This window comes from Chryseobacterium indoltheticum (genome assembly GCF_003815915.1).
In the GTDB taxonomy this organism is placed as follows: Bacteria; Bacteroidota; Bacteroidia; order Flavobacteriales; family Weeksellaceae; genus Chryseobacterium; species Chryseobacterium indoltheticum.
In genome coordinates this window covers 3,265,216-3,284,272 of sequence record NZ_CP033929.1, presented here as the reverse complement: position 1 = coordinate 3,284,272, position 19,057 = coordinate 3,265,216, and the positions used below count along the sequence as shown (strand labels likewise).

The following is a 19,057-nucleotide window of genomic DNA, read 5'->3' as shown; positions in this document are numbered from 1 at the left end:
ATTTCAAAAAAAGAAATTTCTTCGGAGATTTCTTTTTTTTCTCTATTTTTAGAAATATTATCAAAGATGAAAAAACTTTATCTGTTATTGCCTGTTTTTGCGGTGCAGTTTGCCTTTGCGCAGGATTCTCAGCGGTATTATTCGGGAACATTTTTTAATGAAAAGAAAAAGCCTCAGAATTTTCTCAAAATTTTCAATAAAAACAACGGTGTTTACGAATTGACCGATGAAAAGGGCTTTGCGATTATTGCTGCAAAAGAATATGATACTTTAGTTTGGAACAGTGGAAAAAATATCCAGGTAGTTCATGGTGTGTATGAATTAAAAAATATTCTGGAAAGACAAGTAAAAAGAGAAAATGTTAAAGATATTAATTCTAAAGATTACGAAAATCTGCTTGAAAAACCTGAAAATGATGAATTTAGTATACAAAACTCTTACGATTCTGTAAGGAAAAATTCAGATCGTCATTTTTCAGCGATAAGAAAACTAAAATTAAAGCAGGATTCTTTATATAAAATTAAGAGTCAACCGAAAAAATATCTTGTGTTCAACGGAAGTTTCAGTACTTCTGTAGATATCAAAAACAGAAATAGAATTCCTAAAACCCACAATCGGTATGTTCAGGGAAGATCTGAAAATGGATTATTAGTTTGGAAAGGGCCGGATACAAATGAAATGTTCAGCTTCGGGCCAGATATATCAACTTTAGGATTCACTAGTCAACCTTACGAATATGATGTCAATGGGCAATTAGTTAATTTGTCAGAAGCAGTTTCTCCGGCAAAAGCTTACAATAATAATATTTTCAAAACAACGGTTGGTTATAGTAATCAGCTGAATTTGAATGCAATTATTAAAAGTGGCTATCAGGACGATGCAAGACTTTCTTTTAATTTGGGGCAGCGAAAAGATCAAATGTATTTTATAGATCAATTTGATGTGACGAATTCTTTTAAAACTAAATTCAGCACAAAAATTTTAGATTTTAATATCAATGCAGGATTTAATTATGAAGAAAATAAGGCAACAAATACCAATAGAATTGGGCTTTTCAATAGAGCGTATCAAAATTCTCTTCTGACTCCGATTTCATTTTCAAATCAGCAGAATGCTTATCTCAGCAATGGTTTGCAAAGAAGCTACAGTTTGTACGCAGACAATCCTGAATTTCTATTTGATGAGAAAAACAAGTATAATTATTACGAAAATATCCGCCAGTTTAGTTTTGATCTAAGCAGGCATTGGGATGGTTTTAAGCTTAATATCAGTCAGGCTTACGACAATCAGGATATTATAAATCTTGATGTTTACAAACCGTCAACCAGCGGTTTTATCAACGGATTGTACAACAAAAGAGATCAGAAAAACGAGTTTTACAATTCAAATATTGTTTTGTCTTATGATTGGAGAGATTCTGAATTGAAGCACGGATTTAGCTTAAATCATATTCTAAATGACAGAAAAGTAAGTGTTAATCATAGTTTAGACCAAAACTATATTTACAAGAGAACTTCTCAGGATTATATTTTTAATTATAATTTAGATTACGAGAATTATGATGTTATAGAATTTGGGGCAAATCTTGGGAATTCTGTTTATATCTCAAACACTTCGCTCAAAAACAGTTATTGGCTTCCGAAAGTAAATGGATATTTTACTTTTAAGAATATATTCGGCTGGTATAATAGTGATTTTCAACTTTTGGGAGCATACACTCAATTATCTGCAGAGCCGGAAATTGCAAAATCTTATTCTTCTTATGCCACGACACAGTTTTCTGCACAAAATTCTTATCAATATTTTCCTTTAAAAGAAGTAGAAACCTTTAATAATCTTTCGAATATCAATATAAAAGAATGGAAAGCCGGTTTTAAATTCATTATCAATCGAAAAATAAATCTTACGGCAGAATATTTTAATAGAAACATTTCTGATGATATTTTTCCTGTTTTTGAAGGAAATAATTTAGTGCTTAAAAATTTAGCAGATCATACGTACAAAGGTTTTGAAGCAAATTTTAATTACGACAATATCATCGCTAATCAAAATTTTAAAGTAAGCAGTAAGGCTTCCTTTTTTAAATATCAAGACGTTGTAGATCGGGTAAATTCGGGGTATAATAATCTGATGATTTCGGGTTTTAATGATATTCATAAAGTTTTATCAGAAGGTCAGGTTTTGGGCGCAATTTCGGGAAGTTTTTATGAAAGAAATGCAGACGGAAAAGTAATAATCGATGATTATGGTTATCCCGTAAAAGCTTCTGGAATGAAAATAATTGCTGATCCTACACCCGATTTTGTGGTAAAATTTACTCATAACTTCAATTACAAAATGTTTGCTTTAGACATCAATTGGGAATGGAAAAAAGGCGGACAAACCTGGAATGGAACACAAGCTGTTCTCGATTATTACGGTCGTTCCCAGACTTCTGCTGATGAAAGAAATATTAAAAACTACGTTTTTGAAGGCGTCAATTATAATGGAAATGTTAATCAAATACCGGTAGATTTTTACAATCCGAACCAATCGGTAAGTGAAAATCGTTGGGCGAGATATGGTTTTCTTGGCGTTGCTGAAAATTATGTTGAAAAAGCAGATTACATTAGAATCAATGATATTTCTCTTTCAGCATATTTTGATGTTGGAGATTTTAGAAGAGCTTTAGGAATCAGTTTTTATGTCAATAATATTTTCCTTTGGCAAGCAAATAACGGTGTAGATTCTAATCAGAATTTCTATGATTCTGATAACAGCCGAGGTTTAGATTTTTTTAATCTACCATCTTTTAAAACTTTCGGATGCACAGTTTCTTTCAAGTTTTAATACGAAATCAGAGATTCAAAAGACGATTCAACACAATAAATGAACTTATGAAATTCAATTTTTTATTCTATATAATTCCTTTTTTTATTTTGCTTTCAAATCCATATTGTAAGGCACAGAATTCATTCAACGATTTCAAAAAAGAGAAAACTTACATACAGACCAACCATGTTTTTTATAAACCTGGAGAGATTATGTTTTATAAAATTTATGTTATTCAGGCAGAAAATAATCTTCCAGCCGATCAAAGCAGAATCGTAAATTTTGAACTTGTTGATCCAAGCGGAGCTGTGGTTAAAAAAGACAAATTTGAAATTAAAAAAGGTCACGCAGAAGGATCTTTTTATTTTGGTGAAGAGATGAAAGGCGGAATCTACAAGATCAGAGCTTTTACAGCCTGGATGCAAAATGAAGCCGGGAAAAATGTGTTTGAAAAAGAAATTACTCTTCAGAAAATTGTTTCTCCACGAATTTTAATGAAACTAGATTTCCCTAAAAAAGGTTATGGAGCAGGAGATGAGGTTGTGGCCGATTTTTCAATGAGAAGTTTAAGCAATCTTCCGATTCCTTTTTATGAAGCTTATTTTACGGTGATGCATCAGGGAGAAAAAATAAATGAAGGTTCTTTGATTACTGATAAAGAAGGAAAATTTTTATTAAAATTTAAACTTCCTGAAGTCTTGAAATCTTCGGATGCTCTTTTAAATATTAAAGTCAATTTTGACGGCTTTACAGAATCTATTTCTAGAAATATCCCAATTGTTCTTAATAATCTGGATGTAAAGTTTATGCCTGAAGGTGGAACTTTCATCAACGGAATCGAACAAAATATTGCTTTTAAAGTTTTAGATGAATTTGAAAAGTCTGTTGATGCAATGTTAGAAATTTATAATCAGAATCATCAGAAATTGACGGAAACCTCAGCCTATAATTTCGGAATGGGAAGCTTTCTTTTTACACCTAAAAAAGGTGAAACATATTATGCAAAAGTTCTTAAACCAGAAAATATCAGTAAAATATACTCACTTCCCATCGCAAAAGATGAAGGAATTGTTTTTAATGCTAAAAAAGAGAATCAAAACATCAGGTTAATAATCAATTCTACTTTTGATAGAAATGTTTTGATTAAAGGAAATTTCCGAGGAAAAGAGATTTTTTCGAAAGCAATGAACTTGAAAAAAGGTTTAAATGAGCTTGAAATTTCAGAAAAAGAACTTCCCATCGGAATTTGCAGATTTACAGTGATTGAAAATAATATTCCTTTAGCGGAAAGAATTGTGTTTTCAAATGAAAATAAACAGATGAAGGTGAAAATAACACCGACAAAGAAAAATTATTTACCACGAGAAAAGGTAATCGTCAATGTAGAAACAACTGACGAAAACGACCAACCCGTTCCCGCAAATCTTGCCATGAGCGTGGTTGACGATAAATTGTGGACGTATGCCGATGACAAACAAAATCATATCATTTCTTGGCTGTTGATGGATTCTGAATTAAGAGGAAAAATTGAAAGACCTCAATTCTATTTCGACAAAAAAGAAGAAAAAGCCTTAAAAAGCTTAGACTTAGTGATGTTGACCAATGGTTACCGCTATTTTGAGATGATTTCCGATGTTATAAAAAGTGGAAACTACAAATATCTTCCGGAAAAGAAAAACCCAATCTACGGAATCGTAGAAGATGAAAATAAAGAACCTGTAAAAGCAGAGGTTTATCTGATTGAAAACTATTCCAAGATTAAAAAACAGATGACTTCAGAAAATGGCTTATTCTATTTTTCTGATTTAGCTGGAGAGTATCAACATGATGTTATTGCAAAATCTTTAGATTCGAAACAGAAAGTAAAAATCAGAATGCTTTCTTATAAACTTAATATAAATCCTTTGGTAAAGCAATCGTTAGAAAACATTAATGTTTTTGAGGTTATAAAAGAAGCTGGTGTAAATTATAAAAATAAAAATTTCAGAAATATTTTTTCACAAAATAATCAAAAAGTATTTTCTATAAATTCTGATACAATTTCGAGACAAACTCAGATAGAATCAGTCACAATAACAGGTTATCGACCTATTTTTGAAAAAACTACGGTTTCAAGTATTGTTAAATTAAATACTGATTTATACTCAAATAATATTTTATCCAAAATTAGTGGTCAGCTTGCTGGAGTTAATATTATGTCAGGCTCGGGTCAACCAGGAGTGAAGCCAACTGTTGTAGTTAGAGGAATTAGTACGCTAGGTTCAAATACTGGCCCCCTTTATATTATTGATGGATTTCCTGCAAATAGTAATTCATTTAGAACATTAAGCTCTAATGATATTAATAATTTAACAATTCTAAAAGACGCAGCCGCAACTTCAATTTACGGAAACAGAGGAGCGAATGGCGTTATCATTATTAATTCAAAAAATGGACAAAATTCAAACATAAAATTTGATATTACTCCCGAAACTTATTTTGTTGTAAAAAATATTCCCAGAGATAGTTTAGTTAATTATAATAATGAATATGACTACAATAGTTACCGTAAATTTTCGTACCCGGTTTATGAATCAACCAATACGTCCTACAGACACGATTATCGCGAGACATTATATTGGAATCCAGTTGTAGAGACCGATAAAAATGGTAAAGCTCAAATTGAATTTTATCAGTCTGATGCCAATTCTGCATTTAGAATAATGACGGAAGGTATTTCTGCATCGGGCTTAATTGGTAGAGATGAAACGACCTACGCTGCTCAAAGTTTAATTTCAATCGATGCAAAAATTCCGCAATATGTTACCCGAACAGACCAAATGACAATTCCTGTGGTCATTAAAAATAATTCTTCGGAAACGAAAACATTAACAATGAATGTCATTGTTCCGAATCACATTAAACTGATAAAAGCAGATAGTTTGATTACATTGAAACCATTAGAATCCGGAAGATTATTTGTGAAAATGCAGACGGATAAATTGATTAGTTCTAATATTCAATTTACTGTAAAGTGTGGAGATTTCAGAGAAACGATGATTTTACCTTTAAAAGTTGAAGAAAAAGGATTTCCTTATCATTTTTCAATTATAAATAATAAATCTGAAAATACTAAAATTAATATTCCTGATTATATCAATACAACCTTAGAAGCATCATATTATGTTTACGAAAACTCTGCCTCACAAATGTTTGAAGATATGGAAAGGCTAAAAAGAGAACCTTACGGATGTTTTGAACAGCTATCTTCGACGGTTTATCCGAATATTTTTATTTTGGATTATTTAAAATCAACAAAGAAAATTAATGCCTATACAGAGTCAGAGAGTATCCGAAATATGAAAAAGGGGTATCAGAAAATGCTGTCCTACAAAAACAGTGACGGCGGATTTTCTTATTTTGGTGGCAACGAATCTGATGTCGCACTTTCTGCTTTTGCCTTGATGGAATTTAGAGATTTAAAAAAATATGTGGCTGTTGATACAAAATTAATCCAAAATCTGAGCGCGTTTATTCTATCGAAAAAAGGTGCTAATGACCTTTTTGAAGTTCGCAGAAATTATGAATCGAAAGCTGAATATTCAGAGTATTCGTGGTCAAGAAATATGTATATTTTGTATGCTTTGTCAAAAATAGGATTTAAAAGTGAGTTGCAAAGTACTTTTGAAATTAGTTTAAAAAGAGCTTTGGCTACGAAAGATTCTTATCAGTTGGCTTTAATGGCAAATGCGGCGGCAAATCTCGGAAAAAATGATGATTACAATAATTTGATGACTATTTTAAATGAACAGTACATCAATAAAGATGTAAAAACTAAAACCACATTTACAGGTTCACAAGGAATTTCAGCCAATGCAGAAACCTTATCACTTTATATGATGGCTTTGCAGAAAAATGAAAATGCAAACCAACTAAAAATTGCTGAAGTTGCAGATGAATTGATTAATTATAACGGATATTACGGATTTGGTTCCACGCAGGCTACAACAGTCGCTTTAGAAGCATTATCAGATTTCTTTGCTAAAAATGAAAAGTTATTTGGAATTGATAAACCCACAATTAAAATTAATAATGTTGAAGTTCTAGTTAACAATAGTTTCGCATCTGCTTTCAAAAAAGGTGAAAACGATTTGAGTGTTGAATATTTATGTGATAAAGGTTTGCCTTACAAATTAGATTATCAATACTACACTTTAGAAGCTCCAAAAAGTGAAAATATTCCTATCACTTTAGAAACAAAACTGAAATCTGAAACTTCAAAAGTAGGAGAAACCAACAGAATGACGATGACGGTGAAAAATAAAATCAACGGACAATTACCGATGACCACTGCGAAAATCGGAATTCCTGCAGGATTGACTTTACAAAATGCTCTGTTGAAAGATTTAATTGATAAGAAACAGATTTCTTACTATGAAATTTTCGATAACTATTTGGTGTTGTATTGGGAGCACTTTGATGTTAACGAAACAAAAACAATTAATCTAGATCTTAAAGTAGAATTTGCAGGTGAATATACCGGAAAAGCAAGTAATGTTTATCTTTACTATATGCCAGAGTCTAAGTTTTGGAATGAAGGAATAAAGGCTAGAATTGAACCTTAATAAAATTAGATTGTAAATATTTGTAATAAATCATTTAAATTGTAAATTGAAAATCACACAATATGAAAAAAATTAGTTTAATAATCGTAGCAATAGCAATATTGACTAGTTGCCAAAAGAAAAAGGAGGAAGATGCTTATGCCGCTTCAATGGATATGATAATGGAATCACCTGTAATGGCCAAAGAAGTGAAAATTGAAAATCCTCCAAATGAAACGGAAAATAACGAGGAAATTGACACTAGCGATGAAGAATATGCTTCTCTGATAGAAAATCCTTTTGAGCTTACAAAAAATCAGCCCGTTTCTACATTTTCTATTGATGTAGACAATGCTTCTTATTCCAACATCAGAAGAATGATTAATGAAGGACAAACTGTAGATAAAAACGCAGTGAGAATTGAAGAAATGGTGAATTATTTTAAATATGACTATCCGCAGCCTCAGAATAACCACCCATTTTCAATTAATACAGAATACAGTGATTCACCATGGAATCCTAAACATAAATTATTAAAAATAGGACTTCAGGGTAAAAGTGTTTCGATGAATAATTTGCCTCCTTCTAATATTGTTTTCCTGATTGATACTTCAGGCTCAATGGATCAAGATAACAAATTACCATTGCTGAAAGAGTCTCTGAAAGTACTTTTAAATCAACTGAGACCCAAAGATAAAGTAGGAATTGTAGTATATGCAGGAAGTGCGGGCGTAATTTTACCTTCAACTTCTGCCTCAGATAAAAATAAAATTCTTGAAGCTTTTGATCAACTTACTGCAGGTGGAAGTACAGCGGGTGGAGAAGGTATTGAATTAGCCTATAAACTGGCAAAAGAAAATTTCATTAAAGGAGGAAACAACAGAGTGGTTTTGGCAACAGACGGTGATTTCAATGTTGGAACATCTTCCGTGGCAAATCTTGAAACTTTAATTGAAGAAAAAAGGAAAACAGGAATTTTCTTGACATGTTTAGGGTACGGAATGGGCAATTATAAGGATGATAAAATGGAAACCTTAGCAGACAAAGGAAATGGAAATTACGCCTATATCGATAATCTGCAGGAAGCCAATAAGTTTTTAGGAAAAGAATTTGCCGGAAACATTTATACGATTGCAAAAGATGTGAAAGTTCAGATTGAGTTTAATCCAAAATATGTACAATCTTACCGTCTAATTGGTTACGAAAACAGAAAACTCAGAAATGAAGATTTTACCGATGATAGAGTAGATGCCGGAGAATTAGGAAGTGGTCACACGGTAACTGCTTTGTATGAAATCATTCCTACAGGTACTCGTTCAGAGTTTTTACCAAAAGAAACTAAACTGAAATATTCGTCGAATAATGCCTCAAAAGGTTTTGGAGATGAGTTGGCTACCGTGAAATTCAGATATAAAAAACCGGATGGAGATAAAAGTATAGAATTTATTCAGGAAATAAAAAATTCAAATTCAGGAATAGAATCGGCAAGTCCAGATTTTAAATTTGCTACGTCTGTAGCATGGTTCGGGTTAGTATTAAGAGATTCAAAACTGATTAAAAATAAAAATTTATCTGCAGTTGAAAATTTGGCAAAAGAAGGTAAAAATAGAGATTCAGACGGTTATCGTTCCGAATTTATTAAACTTCTTCAGAGTTATAAAGCGACACAAAAATAAGTTTATAACAGACATTTTTATGATGTCTGTTTTTATTTAAATTAAACTTTCAAAAATTATTGAAAATTTAAAAAATATTATTATATTTGTAATAGAAATTAGAAAAAATAAAGAAATGCAACTTTCAGAAGCCAAAGAAAAATACATTCAGACTTGGGGAACCTTTGCAACCAATTGGGGAATCAATCGTACAATGGCACAGGTGCATGCTTTACTTTTGGCAACTGGAAAACCACTTTCAACGGATGAAGTAATGGAGCAGCTCGAAATTTCAAGAGGAAATGCCAATATGAATCTTCGCGCTTTGATAGATTGGGGAATTGTAAAAAAAGAATTTATTAAAGGCGATCGTAAAGAGTATTTCGTAGCCGAAAAAGATGTTTGGTATTTGTTTAAGCAAATTACAAAAGAAAGAAGAAAACGCGAAATTGAACCTGTTATAACTTTTTTGGAAGAATTGAAAAACATTGAAGATAAAGACTCTGAAGAAGCTCAGGAATTTATAAAACTAATGAGCGATTTCAGCTCTGTGACAGGCAAAATTAATAATATTATGGATCTCGCCATAAAAAGCGACGATCATTGGTTAGTCGGAAAGATTACCAACTTATTAAAATAGAAAGGACTTTAAAATCCTTTTTTATTTCAAATTAAATTTCAAAAATTATTGAAAATATTATAATTATGAAAAACTTAATCATTCATTTAGTCCTGATTTTTTACTTCGGAGGAAAAACGAAAAGACTCAACTTTTAAAATTTATTGCCATGAAAACTTTCTTAAAAAATGACTTTTATTTTCAATTATTTTTTTTAATCGCTGGAGTTTTCTCAGCTATAATTGGTTGTTTTTTCGACTTTGGAATAATGCTCTTTTATTTTGTTGTGGGAATTCCGCAATTGATAAGCTTTTCAATCAGAGCATTTAATAAGGATAGAAAATCAATTATCTATATTACTTATGGAATATTTATTCTTCCTGTTTGGATGAGTTTACTTATCATTTTTGGATTACAGAATGAATACGGAATCACCAATTTTCTTGGAACTATTTTAATTATTTCCTTGATTTACAGTCCGGTTATAGCAATGTTTTACGTTTACGATGCTTATGAAACTTCAAAAAAGATAGTATGAAAACCCTACAAAATCATACCCTGATATACGACAACGAATGTCCGATGTGTAATATCTATTCAAAAGGTTTTATAAAATCCGGAATGTTGGATGAAACTGGAACAGAAGCCTTTACTGAACTGAGTTTTAAGAATAAAAACCTCATCGATTTCAACCGTGCGAAAAATGAAATTGCTTTAGTTGATCACAACAAAAATAAAGTAATTTACGGTTTAGATAGTTTGCTTCTGATTATCGGAAATTCGTTTCCCACGTTAGAGAAAATGGCGAGAATACAACCTTTGTATTGGTTTTTCAAAAAGCTGTATTCTTTCGTTTCTTACAACAGAAAACAGATTATTCCATCAAAGAATGATGATGAAAACAGTTCTTGCATTCCAGATTTCAACTTGAAATATAGATTGATTTACATAGGTTTTGTTATACTTTTTTCAGGAATTGTTTTAAGTATTTTTACTTCTAAATTAGGTTTAAATTTAAATCAGAATTTCGCCAGAGAATTAATCATTTGCTTAGGCCAAATTGTTTGGCAAACTTTATTTTTAAGAATGTATTTAAAAGAGAAACTTTGGGATTATCTCGGAAATATGATGACAGTTTCTCTAATCGGAACCTTGCTTTTAGTTCCTGTTTTATTCATCAATTTAAGTCCTTTTTTTAATCTTGTTTACTTTGGAATTGTAGTTTTTATCATGTTTTTAGAACATATCAGAAGATGCAAAATTTTAAAATTAAATCACCTTCCTACAATATCCTGGATTATTTTCAGATTGACGGCTTTAGCAATAATTATTTGGTTAAATTTCTAAAAAACATAAAATGAATCACCTAGAACTCACAAAAAGAGTAGAATGGAAAGACCTTAAAAAGCTTTCCGTTAAAGAAATGTTGATAGAAAATAATATCTCTTTGCCATGGCTTTTTATATCTCTATTCTTAGCTTACAAAGGATATTACTGGGCGGCGCTTCCGTTCTCTGGATTCTATTTTTTGACTGCCTTAAGACAAGTTCACAACGGTTTTCACAACTCTTTAGGAACCGGTAAATTTCTCACTTGGCTTTCAATGTATCTCAACAGTATTTCAATGATGGCATCTATTCATGCTGTAAAATTTAATCACATCAGACATCATAAATTTTGCCTATCAGAAGAAGATTATGAAGGGAAATCAGCTTCAATGAAATGGTATGAAGCTATTTTATATGGTCCGAAGCATCTGTTTTTAATTCATTGGATGACTTTTAAATTAGCCAATAAAAACTACAAAAAGAATATGTTTTTAGAATTGATTTCAATTGCTGTTTTTGTTTTTATTGCTTTTTATTTTCAGTTTGATTTCTTGATATATCACATTTTAATTATGTTTTTTGGTGAACTTTTAATGGCATTTTTCGCAGTTTGGACTGTTCATCACGACACCCATGAAAACCCAAACATCGCAAGAACACAACGTGGATTCTGGAAAAATAAATTAACGTTCAGTATGTTTTATCACATGGAACATCATCTTTTTCCTGCAGTTCCCACCATAAAATTACCAGAATTGGCAGAAAGAATCGATAAAGTTTTACCGGAATTAAATAAGAAGCAAACATTTTAAAAGTTATAAAATAAAGTCCCAAAGGGACGGCCTACCAAAGGATAGGATGAAATCCTATCGACAATCGACAATCGACAATGAACTATCAACCATCAAACACAAAAATATGTCTAAAATAATTCTAAACACAACCATTCAAGCGGATATTCATAAAGTTTTCGATTTGGCTAGAGATATTGATTTGCACCAAAAATCAACTTCAAAAACCAACGAAAAAGCAATTGAAGGAAGAATTTCAGGTTTAATTGAATTGAACGAAACCGTAACCTGGAGAGCAAAACATCTCGGATTTTATCAAACCCATCAATCAAAAATTATAGAGATGGAAAAGCCCTATCGGTTTACTGATGTCATGTTAAAAGGAAGATTTACATCATTTAGACATCAACATCTATTTAAAAAAGAAGATCAAAACACAATAATGACAGATATTTTGGAGTTTGAATCACCCTTTGGAATTATCGGTCAATTGTTCAATTATTTTTTTCTGAAAAATTACTTGAAAAAATTTTTATTAGAAAGAAACAAGATGATTAAAAATACAACAGAGAATAATAGAATAAACAGTTAAGATAAGAGCTGTCATGCTGAGTTTGTCGAAGCATATTAAATGAAGAGACTATTAACAAACAACAACCAAAAGTCATGAAATTTCTAAAAGCAGAATGGCGAAAACTAGCCATCATCAACTACGAAATTAACCCCGAAATATTATTAAAATATCTTCCAAAAGGGACTGAACTAGATTTTTATAAAGGAAAATGCTATGTCAGTTTGGTTGGATTCATGTTTTTGAATACCAAATTGTTGGGACTTCCCATTCCTTTTCATAGAAATTTTGAAGAAGTGAATTTAAGATTTTATGTTAAGAAAAAAGAAGGAAATCAATGGAAGAGAGGAGTCGTTTTCATCAAAGAAATTGTTCCTAAATATGCATTGAGTATGGTTGCCAATTCGGTGTATAAAGAGAATTATAAGACTTTGAAAATGAAAAACAAGATGGAATATACCGACAATGATTTGATTGTGACCTATTCTTGGAAAGATAAAGATTGGTATTCTATACAGATTACGGCCGAAAGTAAATCTCAAACGATGGAAGATAATTCTGAATTTGAGTTTATCACAGAACATTATTGGGGTTTTACGAAAAAAGAGGATAAAACTTCAGAATATGAAGTCTGCCATCCGAAATGGGAGTGGTATATGGTGAAAAATCATCAGCTTGAAATTGATTTTAAACAGGTTTACGGAAAAGATTTTGAATGTTTAAATCATCAGAAACCAATCTCTGTAATGCTTGCAGAAGGCTCTGAAATCGAAGTGAGAACGAAGAAATATTTGGTGCAAAAGTAAAAAGAGCCAAGTAAAAAGTAAGTTGTAAATTTTTAAAACAGTTAGTATTAGAAATGTCATGCTGAGCGAAGTCGAAGCATCTCACACAAAACCATCAACAAGCAACCAACAACTAAAATAAGCTCCAATGAAAATAATAATCGCTGCCGGAACCGGTTTCCTCGGAAAAAATCTCGAAAAATATTTTACCGAAAAAGGAAATCAAGTGTATATCTTAACGAGAAATCCGAAACGTAAAAACGAATTTTTATGGGATGCAAAGACTTTAGGAGAATGGAAAAATCTTCTCGAAGACTCTGATGTCTTGATTAATCTCGCAGGAAAATCTGTCGATTGCAGATATACAGAGAAAAATAAAAGAGAAATTTACGACTCAAGAATTAACAGTACAAAAGTCCTTCAACAAGCAGTTGACAATTGCACCAATAAACCTAAAATTTGGTTAAACGCTAGTTCAGCAACAATTTATGTTCATTCCGAAAAACATTTAAATACAGAAGAAAACGGAATTATCGGTGACGACTTTTCAATGAATATTTGTAAAAGTTGGGAAAAGGAATTTTTTAAAACTGAAAATCCAGATACCAGAAAAGTTGCGTTAAGAACATCAATAGTTTTAGGACATAACGGCGGTGCTTTTACCAAACTGAGAATGATCACCAAACTGGGCTTGGGCGGTAAACAGGGAAGAGGAAACCAAAATGTAAGCTGGATTCATATTGATGATTTTTGCGGAGCTGTTGAATGGATTATTGAGAATGAAAACATCTCCGGAGAAATTAATGTAACTGCTCCAAATCCTTTGAACAATGAAGAGTTTATGCGAAAATTAAGAAAAGAAATGAAAATTCCGTTTGGCTTAAACGCTCAGGTCTGGCAATTGGAAATCGCCTCGATCATCTTAGGAACTGAAACCGAATTGCTTCTCAAAAGCCGCAACGTTTATCCCGAAATACTGATTCAAAATGGGTTTCAGTTTTTGTATCCTACAGTCGAAAAAGCCTTTGAGAATTTACTTTAGGGTCATACTGCAAATTTCAAAATTGCTTTTAATTTTAATCAATCGTATTCCAATTAATTTAAAAACATCGCCGTTTTTATTCAAAGTCAATTTACATATTGTCCAAACAATGGTGTTTGTATTCAAAATCAATGTACATTAAGTTCAAACAAGGTTATGTGTACTTAAAATCATTTTACATATTGTCCAAACAGTGGTGTTTGTATTCAAAATCAACTGACATTAAGTCCAAACAGGTGTGTTTGCATTCAAAATCAATGTACATTAAGTTCAAACAAGGTTATGTGTACTTAAAATCATTTTACATTAAGTACAAATAATAGTGTTTGTATTTAAAATCAATTCGCGTTAAGTCCAAACCGGGTTATTTGTATTCCTACACAAAACTATTTTAATCAAAACAAGATTGTCAGTAGTGAAACGCAGAACTGTTTGAATGAAAAATACACCTGTTTACAGTCTCAAATCTCAGATTTTCAATCTTATGTACTCTAAATATTCTCCATAAATTAAACTTAAAACTAATGTGACTCATGTGTCAAAAAACTTTTGTGCCTTTTGTGGTAAAACTTTACGGTTAAATATTAATTTAGCAAAAAACTAAACTTGATGTTCACCAAACAACAAACGAAAACTCTTTTTCTCTCGTCCTTACTATTATCCACTACTTTTTTTACACAGGCTCACAACGTTTCAGAAGGTTATCAAAAACCGACAGATCCATTGGTAATTCAAAATCTTGAAAACTGGCAGGATCTAAAATTTGGACTTTTCATGCATTGGGGAACGTACAGTCAATGGGGAATTGTCGAAAGCTGGAGCCTTTGTCCGGAAGATGAATCGTGGACGCAGCGTAAATCCGAACACGGAAAGTCATACGATGAGTATGTGAAAAACTACGAAAATCTTCAGACCACTTTCAATCCCACTCAATTTAATCCACAAAAATGGGCAGATGCGACGAAAAAAGCAGGAATGAAATATGTAGTTTTCACAACAAAACATCACGACGGTTTTGCAATGTTCGATACACAACAGTCTGATTATAAAATAACTTCTTCAAAAACTCCTTTTTCCAAAAATCCAAAAGCAGATGTAACGAAAGAAATCTTCAATACATTCCGAAAAGATGGCTTCAAAATAGGAGCTTATTTCTCAAAACCTGATTGGCATTCTGATGATTATTGGTGGTCTTATTTTCCTCCAAAAGATAGAAATGTAAATTATGATCCGAAAAAATATCCTGAAAAATGGAACAGTTTCATGAATTTCACCTTTAATCAATTAAATGAAATCACTTCAAACTACGGTAAAGTCGATATTCTTTGGTTAGATGGAGGTTGGGTGCGCCCGTTTCATACGATCGATCCAAATGTTGAATGGCAAAGAACCATCAAGGTTGAACAAGATATTGATATGGATAAAATAGGGACGATGGCTCGTAAAAATCAACCCGGAATTATCGTTGTAGACCGTACGGTTCCTGGGAAATGGGAAAATTATGTCACTCCCGAACAAGCCGTTCCTGAACACGCGCTTTCGATTCCTTGGGAGAGTTGTATCACGATGGGAGATTCGTTTTCGTATGTTCCGAATGACAATTACAAATCGTCTCAAAAGATCATTGAAACATTAGTTAAAATCATTTCAAGAGGTGGAAATTACCTGATGAATATCGCTCCCGGACCAAACGGAGATTACGATCCAATTGTTTATGACAGATTAAATGAAATTTCTACTTGGATGAATGACAATCAATCAGCGGTTTTTGCAACGAGAGCTGTGGCGCCTTATCACGATGGAAATTTTTATTATACACAAAGCAAAGATGGAAAAACAGTGAATATTTTTCATCTGGATGAAAAAGAAAACTATCAATCCCCATCAATAGTAAGCTTTGTACTTCCTGAAAATTTTAAACCAAAATCTTTGAAAGTTTTAGGTCTAAAAAATAAAATTCATTGGAAAAAAACAGGAAATTCAATTGAAATAAATTTACCAAAAGAGAGAAATCAGTTAAAATATTCAACCGTAATTCAAATAATTCAATAGTTGAATTTGTAATTAAAATGACTTAGGAAATCGGAGCGTTAAGAAAATAAAGTGAGTTCCAAGTCTTGAACTTTTGGTTCTTTTGTTTCAAGACAAAAGAACAATAATTAAATCAAATTATTTATGCGCTTTAAATTTCGTTTTAAAATTATAGCAATTTCATTATTGAGCACGACATTTATTACCGCTCAAAAACCTTTATACAAAGACCCAAAACAACCTGTTGAAGCTCGAGTTCAGGATTTGCTGAAACGTATGACTCCGGAAGAAAAATTCTGGCAGTGCTTCATGATTCCCGGAGATTTAGATAACGTTCCGAAAGGTCAATATGCTCATGGAATTTTCGGATTGCAGGTAAGTGCAGGAAATCAAGGCGGTGGAGTTGCAGGACAATTGTTAAAATATAATGCCAATGAAGATGCTGAAAGATTAGCTAAAAAGATCAATGCGATTCAGAAATATTTTGTTGAAGAATCACGGCTGGGAATTCCGATTATTCCTTTTGATGAGGCTTTACACGGATTGATGCGTGAAGGTGCAACTGCTTTTCCACAGGCGATCGGTTTATCGGCAACCTTCAGTCCTGAGTTGATGAAAGAAGTTTCGACAGCAATTGCTAAAGAATCAAAATTGAGAGGAATACGTCAGATTTTGACACCGGTTGTGAATTTGGCGAGCGATGTTCGATGGGGAAGAACAGAGGAAACGTATGGTGAAGATCCGTTTCTGACTTCCGTGATGGGCGTGAATTTTGTGAGTTCATTTGAAAAGCAGGGAATTATTACCACTCCAAAACATTTTTTAGCAAATGTTGGCGAGGGTGGGCGTGATTCATATCCGATTCACTGGAGCAAAAGATATTTGGAAGAAACCCATTTAATTCCTTTTCAAAAAGCCTTTAGTCAGGGAAAAAGTCGTTCGGTTATGACTTCTTATAATTTGCTGGATGGTCGACCTTCGACAGCAAATCATTGGCTATTGACCGAAAAATTAAAAAAAGAATGGGATTTTAAGGGTTTTGTGATCAGTGATGCAAGTGCAGTGGGTGGAGCAAATGTTCTGCATTTCACGGCAAAAGATTACGATGATGCTTCTGCGCAGGCGATCAATGCTGGACTTGACGTGATTTTTCAGACAGAATATCAACATTATAAATTATTTATTCAGCCGTTTTTGGATGGAAGAATTTCTAAGGAGAGAATTGACGATGCTGTTTCAAGAGTTTTACGGGCGAAATTTGAATTGGGTTTGTTTGAAAATCCTTACGTTTCCAACAAAAATATTGAAGAACTAAAGAAAATCAATCATAAACCTTTAGCGGAAAAAACAGCCATTGAATCTTTTGTTTTGCTTCAAAATAATAATCAAACGCTTCCGATTTCTGAAAATGTAAAGAAGATTTTGGTTGTCGGAACCGATGCTGTTGATGCAAGATTGGGAGGTTATTCCGGACCGGGAAATAAGAAGGTAAGTATTTTGGATGGAATTAAAAATTTAGTTAAAAATAAAAATATTGAAATCACTTATACAAAAGGAATCGACTGGAATTTGAAAGATTTCGTAACCGTACCAACTGAGTTTTTATCTTCAGAAAATCAAAAAGGTTTAAAAGGAAATTATTTTTCCAATTCAGATTTAAAAGGAAATCCCGCTTTTGAAAAACAGAACGAACAATTGAATTTCAAATGGACTTTATATTCTCCAAACCCTGAAAAACTACAACCGGATAATTACAGCGTTCGTTGGACAGGAAAATTGGAAGCTCCGCATTCTGGGAAATATCAATTAGGTTTAAGGGGAAATGATGGTTTCAGATTATATGTAAATGGAAAGCTATTGATCGACAATTGGGAAAAGTTGACTTATTCAACCAAAACTGTTGACGTAGATTTTTTGAAAGGTCAAAAATCTGATATTGTTGTTGAGTTTCACGAAAATAGAGGCGAAGCAAACATTGAATTGATCTGGAATTATGGTTTAAATGATTACCAAAAAGAGTTTAATGATGCTTTGAAACTGGCTCAGAATGCAGATTATATTATTGTTACAGCCGGAATTCATGAAGGTGAATTTCAGGATCGTTCATCATTAAGTCTGCCCGGAAATCAGGAACAATTTATTCATGAAGTTTCAAAATTAAATAAACCTACAACAGTCGTTTTAGTCGGTGGTTCTGCAATAAAAACTACCGATTGGAAAGATAAAGTCGGAGCAATTTTAGACGTTTGGTATCCCGGAGAAGAAGGTGGAAATGCTGTTGCAAAAGTTCTGTTCGGAGCTGAAAATCCGTCGGGGAAATTACCAATCACATTTCCGATTAAGGAAGGTCAGTTGCCTTTAACGTACAATCATCATCCGACCGGAAGAGGAAATGATTATTATGATTTGAGTGGAGAACCGTTGTATCCGTTTGGTTTTGGTTTAAGTTATACTAATTTTGAAATTTCTGATTTACAATTAAATAAAACAAAATATTCTGAAAAAGATAAGATTGTCGCCAAAGTAAATGTAAAAAACACAGGTGCAAAAGCAGGAAGTGAAGTCGTTCAGCTGTATATAAAAGATCTGCTGGCTTCAGTTTCAAGACCGATTATTGAACTGAAAGGGTTTAAAAAAGTGTATCTAAAACCCGGCGAATCGAAACAGATTACCATTGAAGTTCCGGTGAAAGAATTGCAGTTTTTAGATTCAAAAATGAACTGGATTGTAGAAAAAGGAACATACAGAATTATGATTGGAAATTCGTCAAAAAATCTCCCTGTGAAACAGAATGTCGAGGTGGAATAATGTTTTAGATTAAATCTGGATGATTATACGTAA

Annotated in this window: 12 protein-coding genes; all 12 read left to right on the top strand. The window is 32.3% G+C overall.

Annotation, left to right across the window (positions count from 1 at the left end; all coding sequences use genetic code 11):
* Positions 1–66: 66 nt before the first annotated feature.
* Positions 67–2,829 carry a porin family protein gene (locus EG358_RS15205; protein WP_076560721.1) on the top strand — a complete coding sequence of 921 codons (2,763 nt, stop codon included), beginning with the start codon at positions 67–69 and terminating at the stop codon, positions 2,827–2,829.
* A gap of 47 nt (positions 2,830–2,876) precedes the next feature.
* Positions 2,877–7,415, top strand: coding sequence for a TonB-dependent receptor plug domain-containing protein (locus EG358_RS15200; protein ID WP_159436371.1), 4,539 nt, complete (start codon positions 2,877–2,879; stop codon positions 7,413–7,415).
* Between the two features lie 62 nt (positions 7,416–7,477).
* A complete protein-coding gene (locus EG358_RS15195) occupies positions 7,478–9,070 on the top strand; it encodes a vWA domain-containing protein (RefSeq protein ID WP_083677039.1) in 1,593 nt (530 codons plus the stop codon).
* Between the two features lie 115 nt (positions 9,071–9,185).
* On the top strand, positions 9,186–9,689 hold the full coding sequence (locus EG358_RS15190) for a GbsR/MarR family transcriptional regulator (protein WP_076560725.1): 504 nt from the start codon (positions 9,186–9,188) through the stop codon (positions 9,687–9,689).
* A 148-nt stretch (positions 9,690–9,837) separates the two neighbouring features.
* The gene (locus EG358_RS15185) at positions 9,838–10,206 is read left to right on the top strand and encodes a hypothetical protein (protein ID WP_076560727.1); all 369 of its coding nucleotides are present in this window, start codon (positions 9,838–9,840) and stop codon (positions 10,204–10,206) included.
* Positions 10,203–11,015 carry a thiol-disulfide oxidoreductase DCC family protein gene (locus tag EG358_RS15180; protein ID WP_076560729.1) on the top strand — a complete coding sequence of 271 codons (813 nt, stop codon included), beginning with the start codon at positions 10,203–10,205 and terminating at the stop codon, positions 11,013–11,015. The genes EG358_RS15185 and EG358_RS15180 overlap by 4 nt, the downstream gene beginning before the upstream one ends.
* 10 nt (positions 11,016–11,025) lie before the next feature.
* Complete coding sequence (locus EG358_RS15175) at positions 11,026–11,808, top strand: fatty acid desaturase family protein (RefSeq protein ID WP_076560731.1); 783 nt, start codon at positions 11,026–11,028, stop codon at positions 11,806–11,808.
* Between the two features lie 106 nt (positions 11,809–11,914).
* Positions 11,915–12,379, top strand: coding sequence for an SRPBCC family protein (locus tag EG358_RS15170; protein WP_076560733.1), 465 nt, complete (start codon positions 11,915–11,917; stop codon positions 12,377–12,379).
* A 74-nt stretch (positions 12,380–12,453) separates the two neighbouring features.
* On the top strand, positions 12,454–13,164 hold the full coding sequence (locus EG358_RS15165) for a YqjF family protein (protein WP_076560735.1): 711 nt from the start codon (positions 12,454–12,456) through the stop codon (positions 13,162–13,164).
* Positions 13,165–13,291: 127 nt separating this feature from the next.
* Entirely contained in the window at positions 13,292–14,185 is an 894-nt protein-coding gene (locus EG358_RS15160; RefSeq protein ID WP_076560737.1) for a TIGR01777 family oxidoreductase, read from the top strand.
* A gap of 609 nt (positions 14,186–14,794) precedes the next feature.
* Positions 14,795–16,237: an alpha-L-fucosidase gene (locus EG358_RS15155; protein WP_076560739.1), complete on the top strand. Its 1,443-nt coding sequence runs from the start codon at positions 14,795–14,797 to the stop codon at positions 16,235–16,237.
* 123 nt (positions 16,238–16,360) lie between these two features.
* Positions 16,361–19,024 (top strand): glycoside hydrolase family 3 N-terminal domain-containing protein, encoded by a 2,664-nt coding sequence (locus EG358_RS15150; RefSeq protein WP_076560741.1) that lies wholly within the window; start codon positions 16,361–16,363, stop codon positions 19,022–19,024.
* The last annotated feature ends 33 nt before the right edge of the window (positions 19,025–19,057 follow it).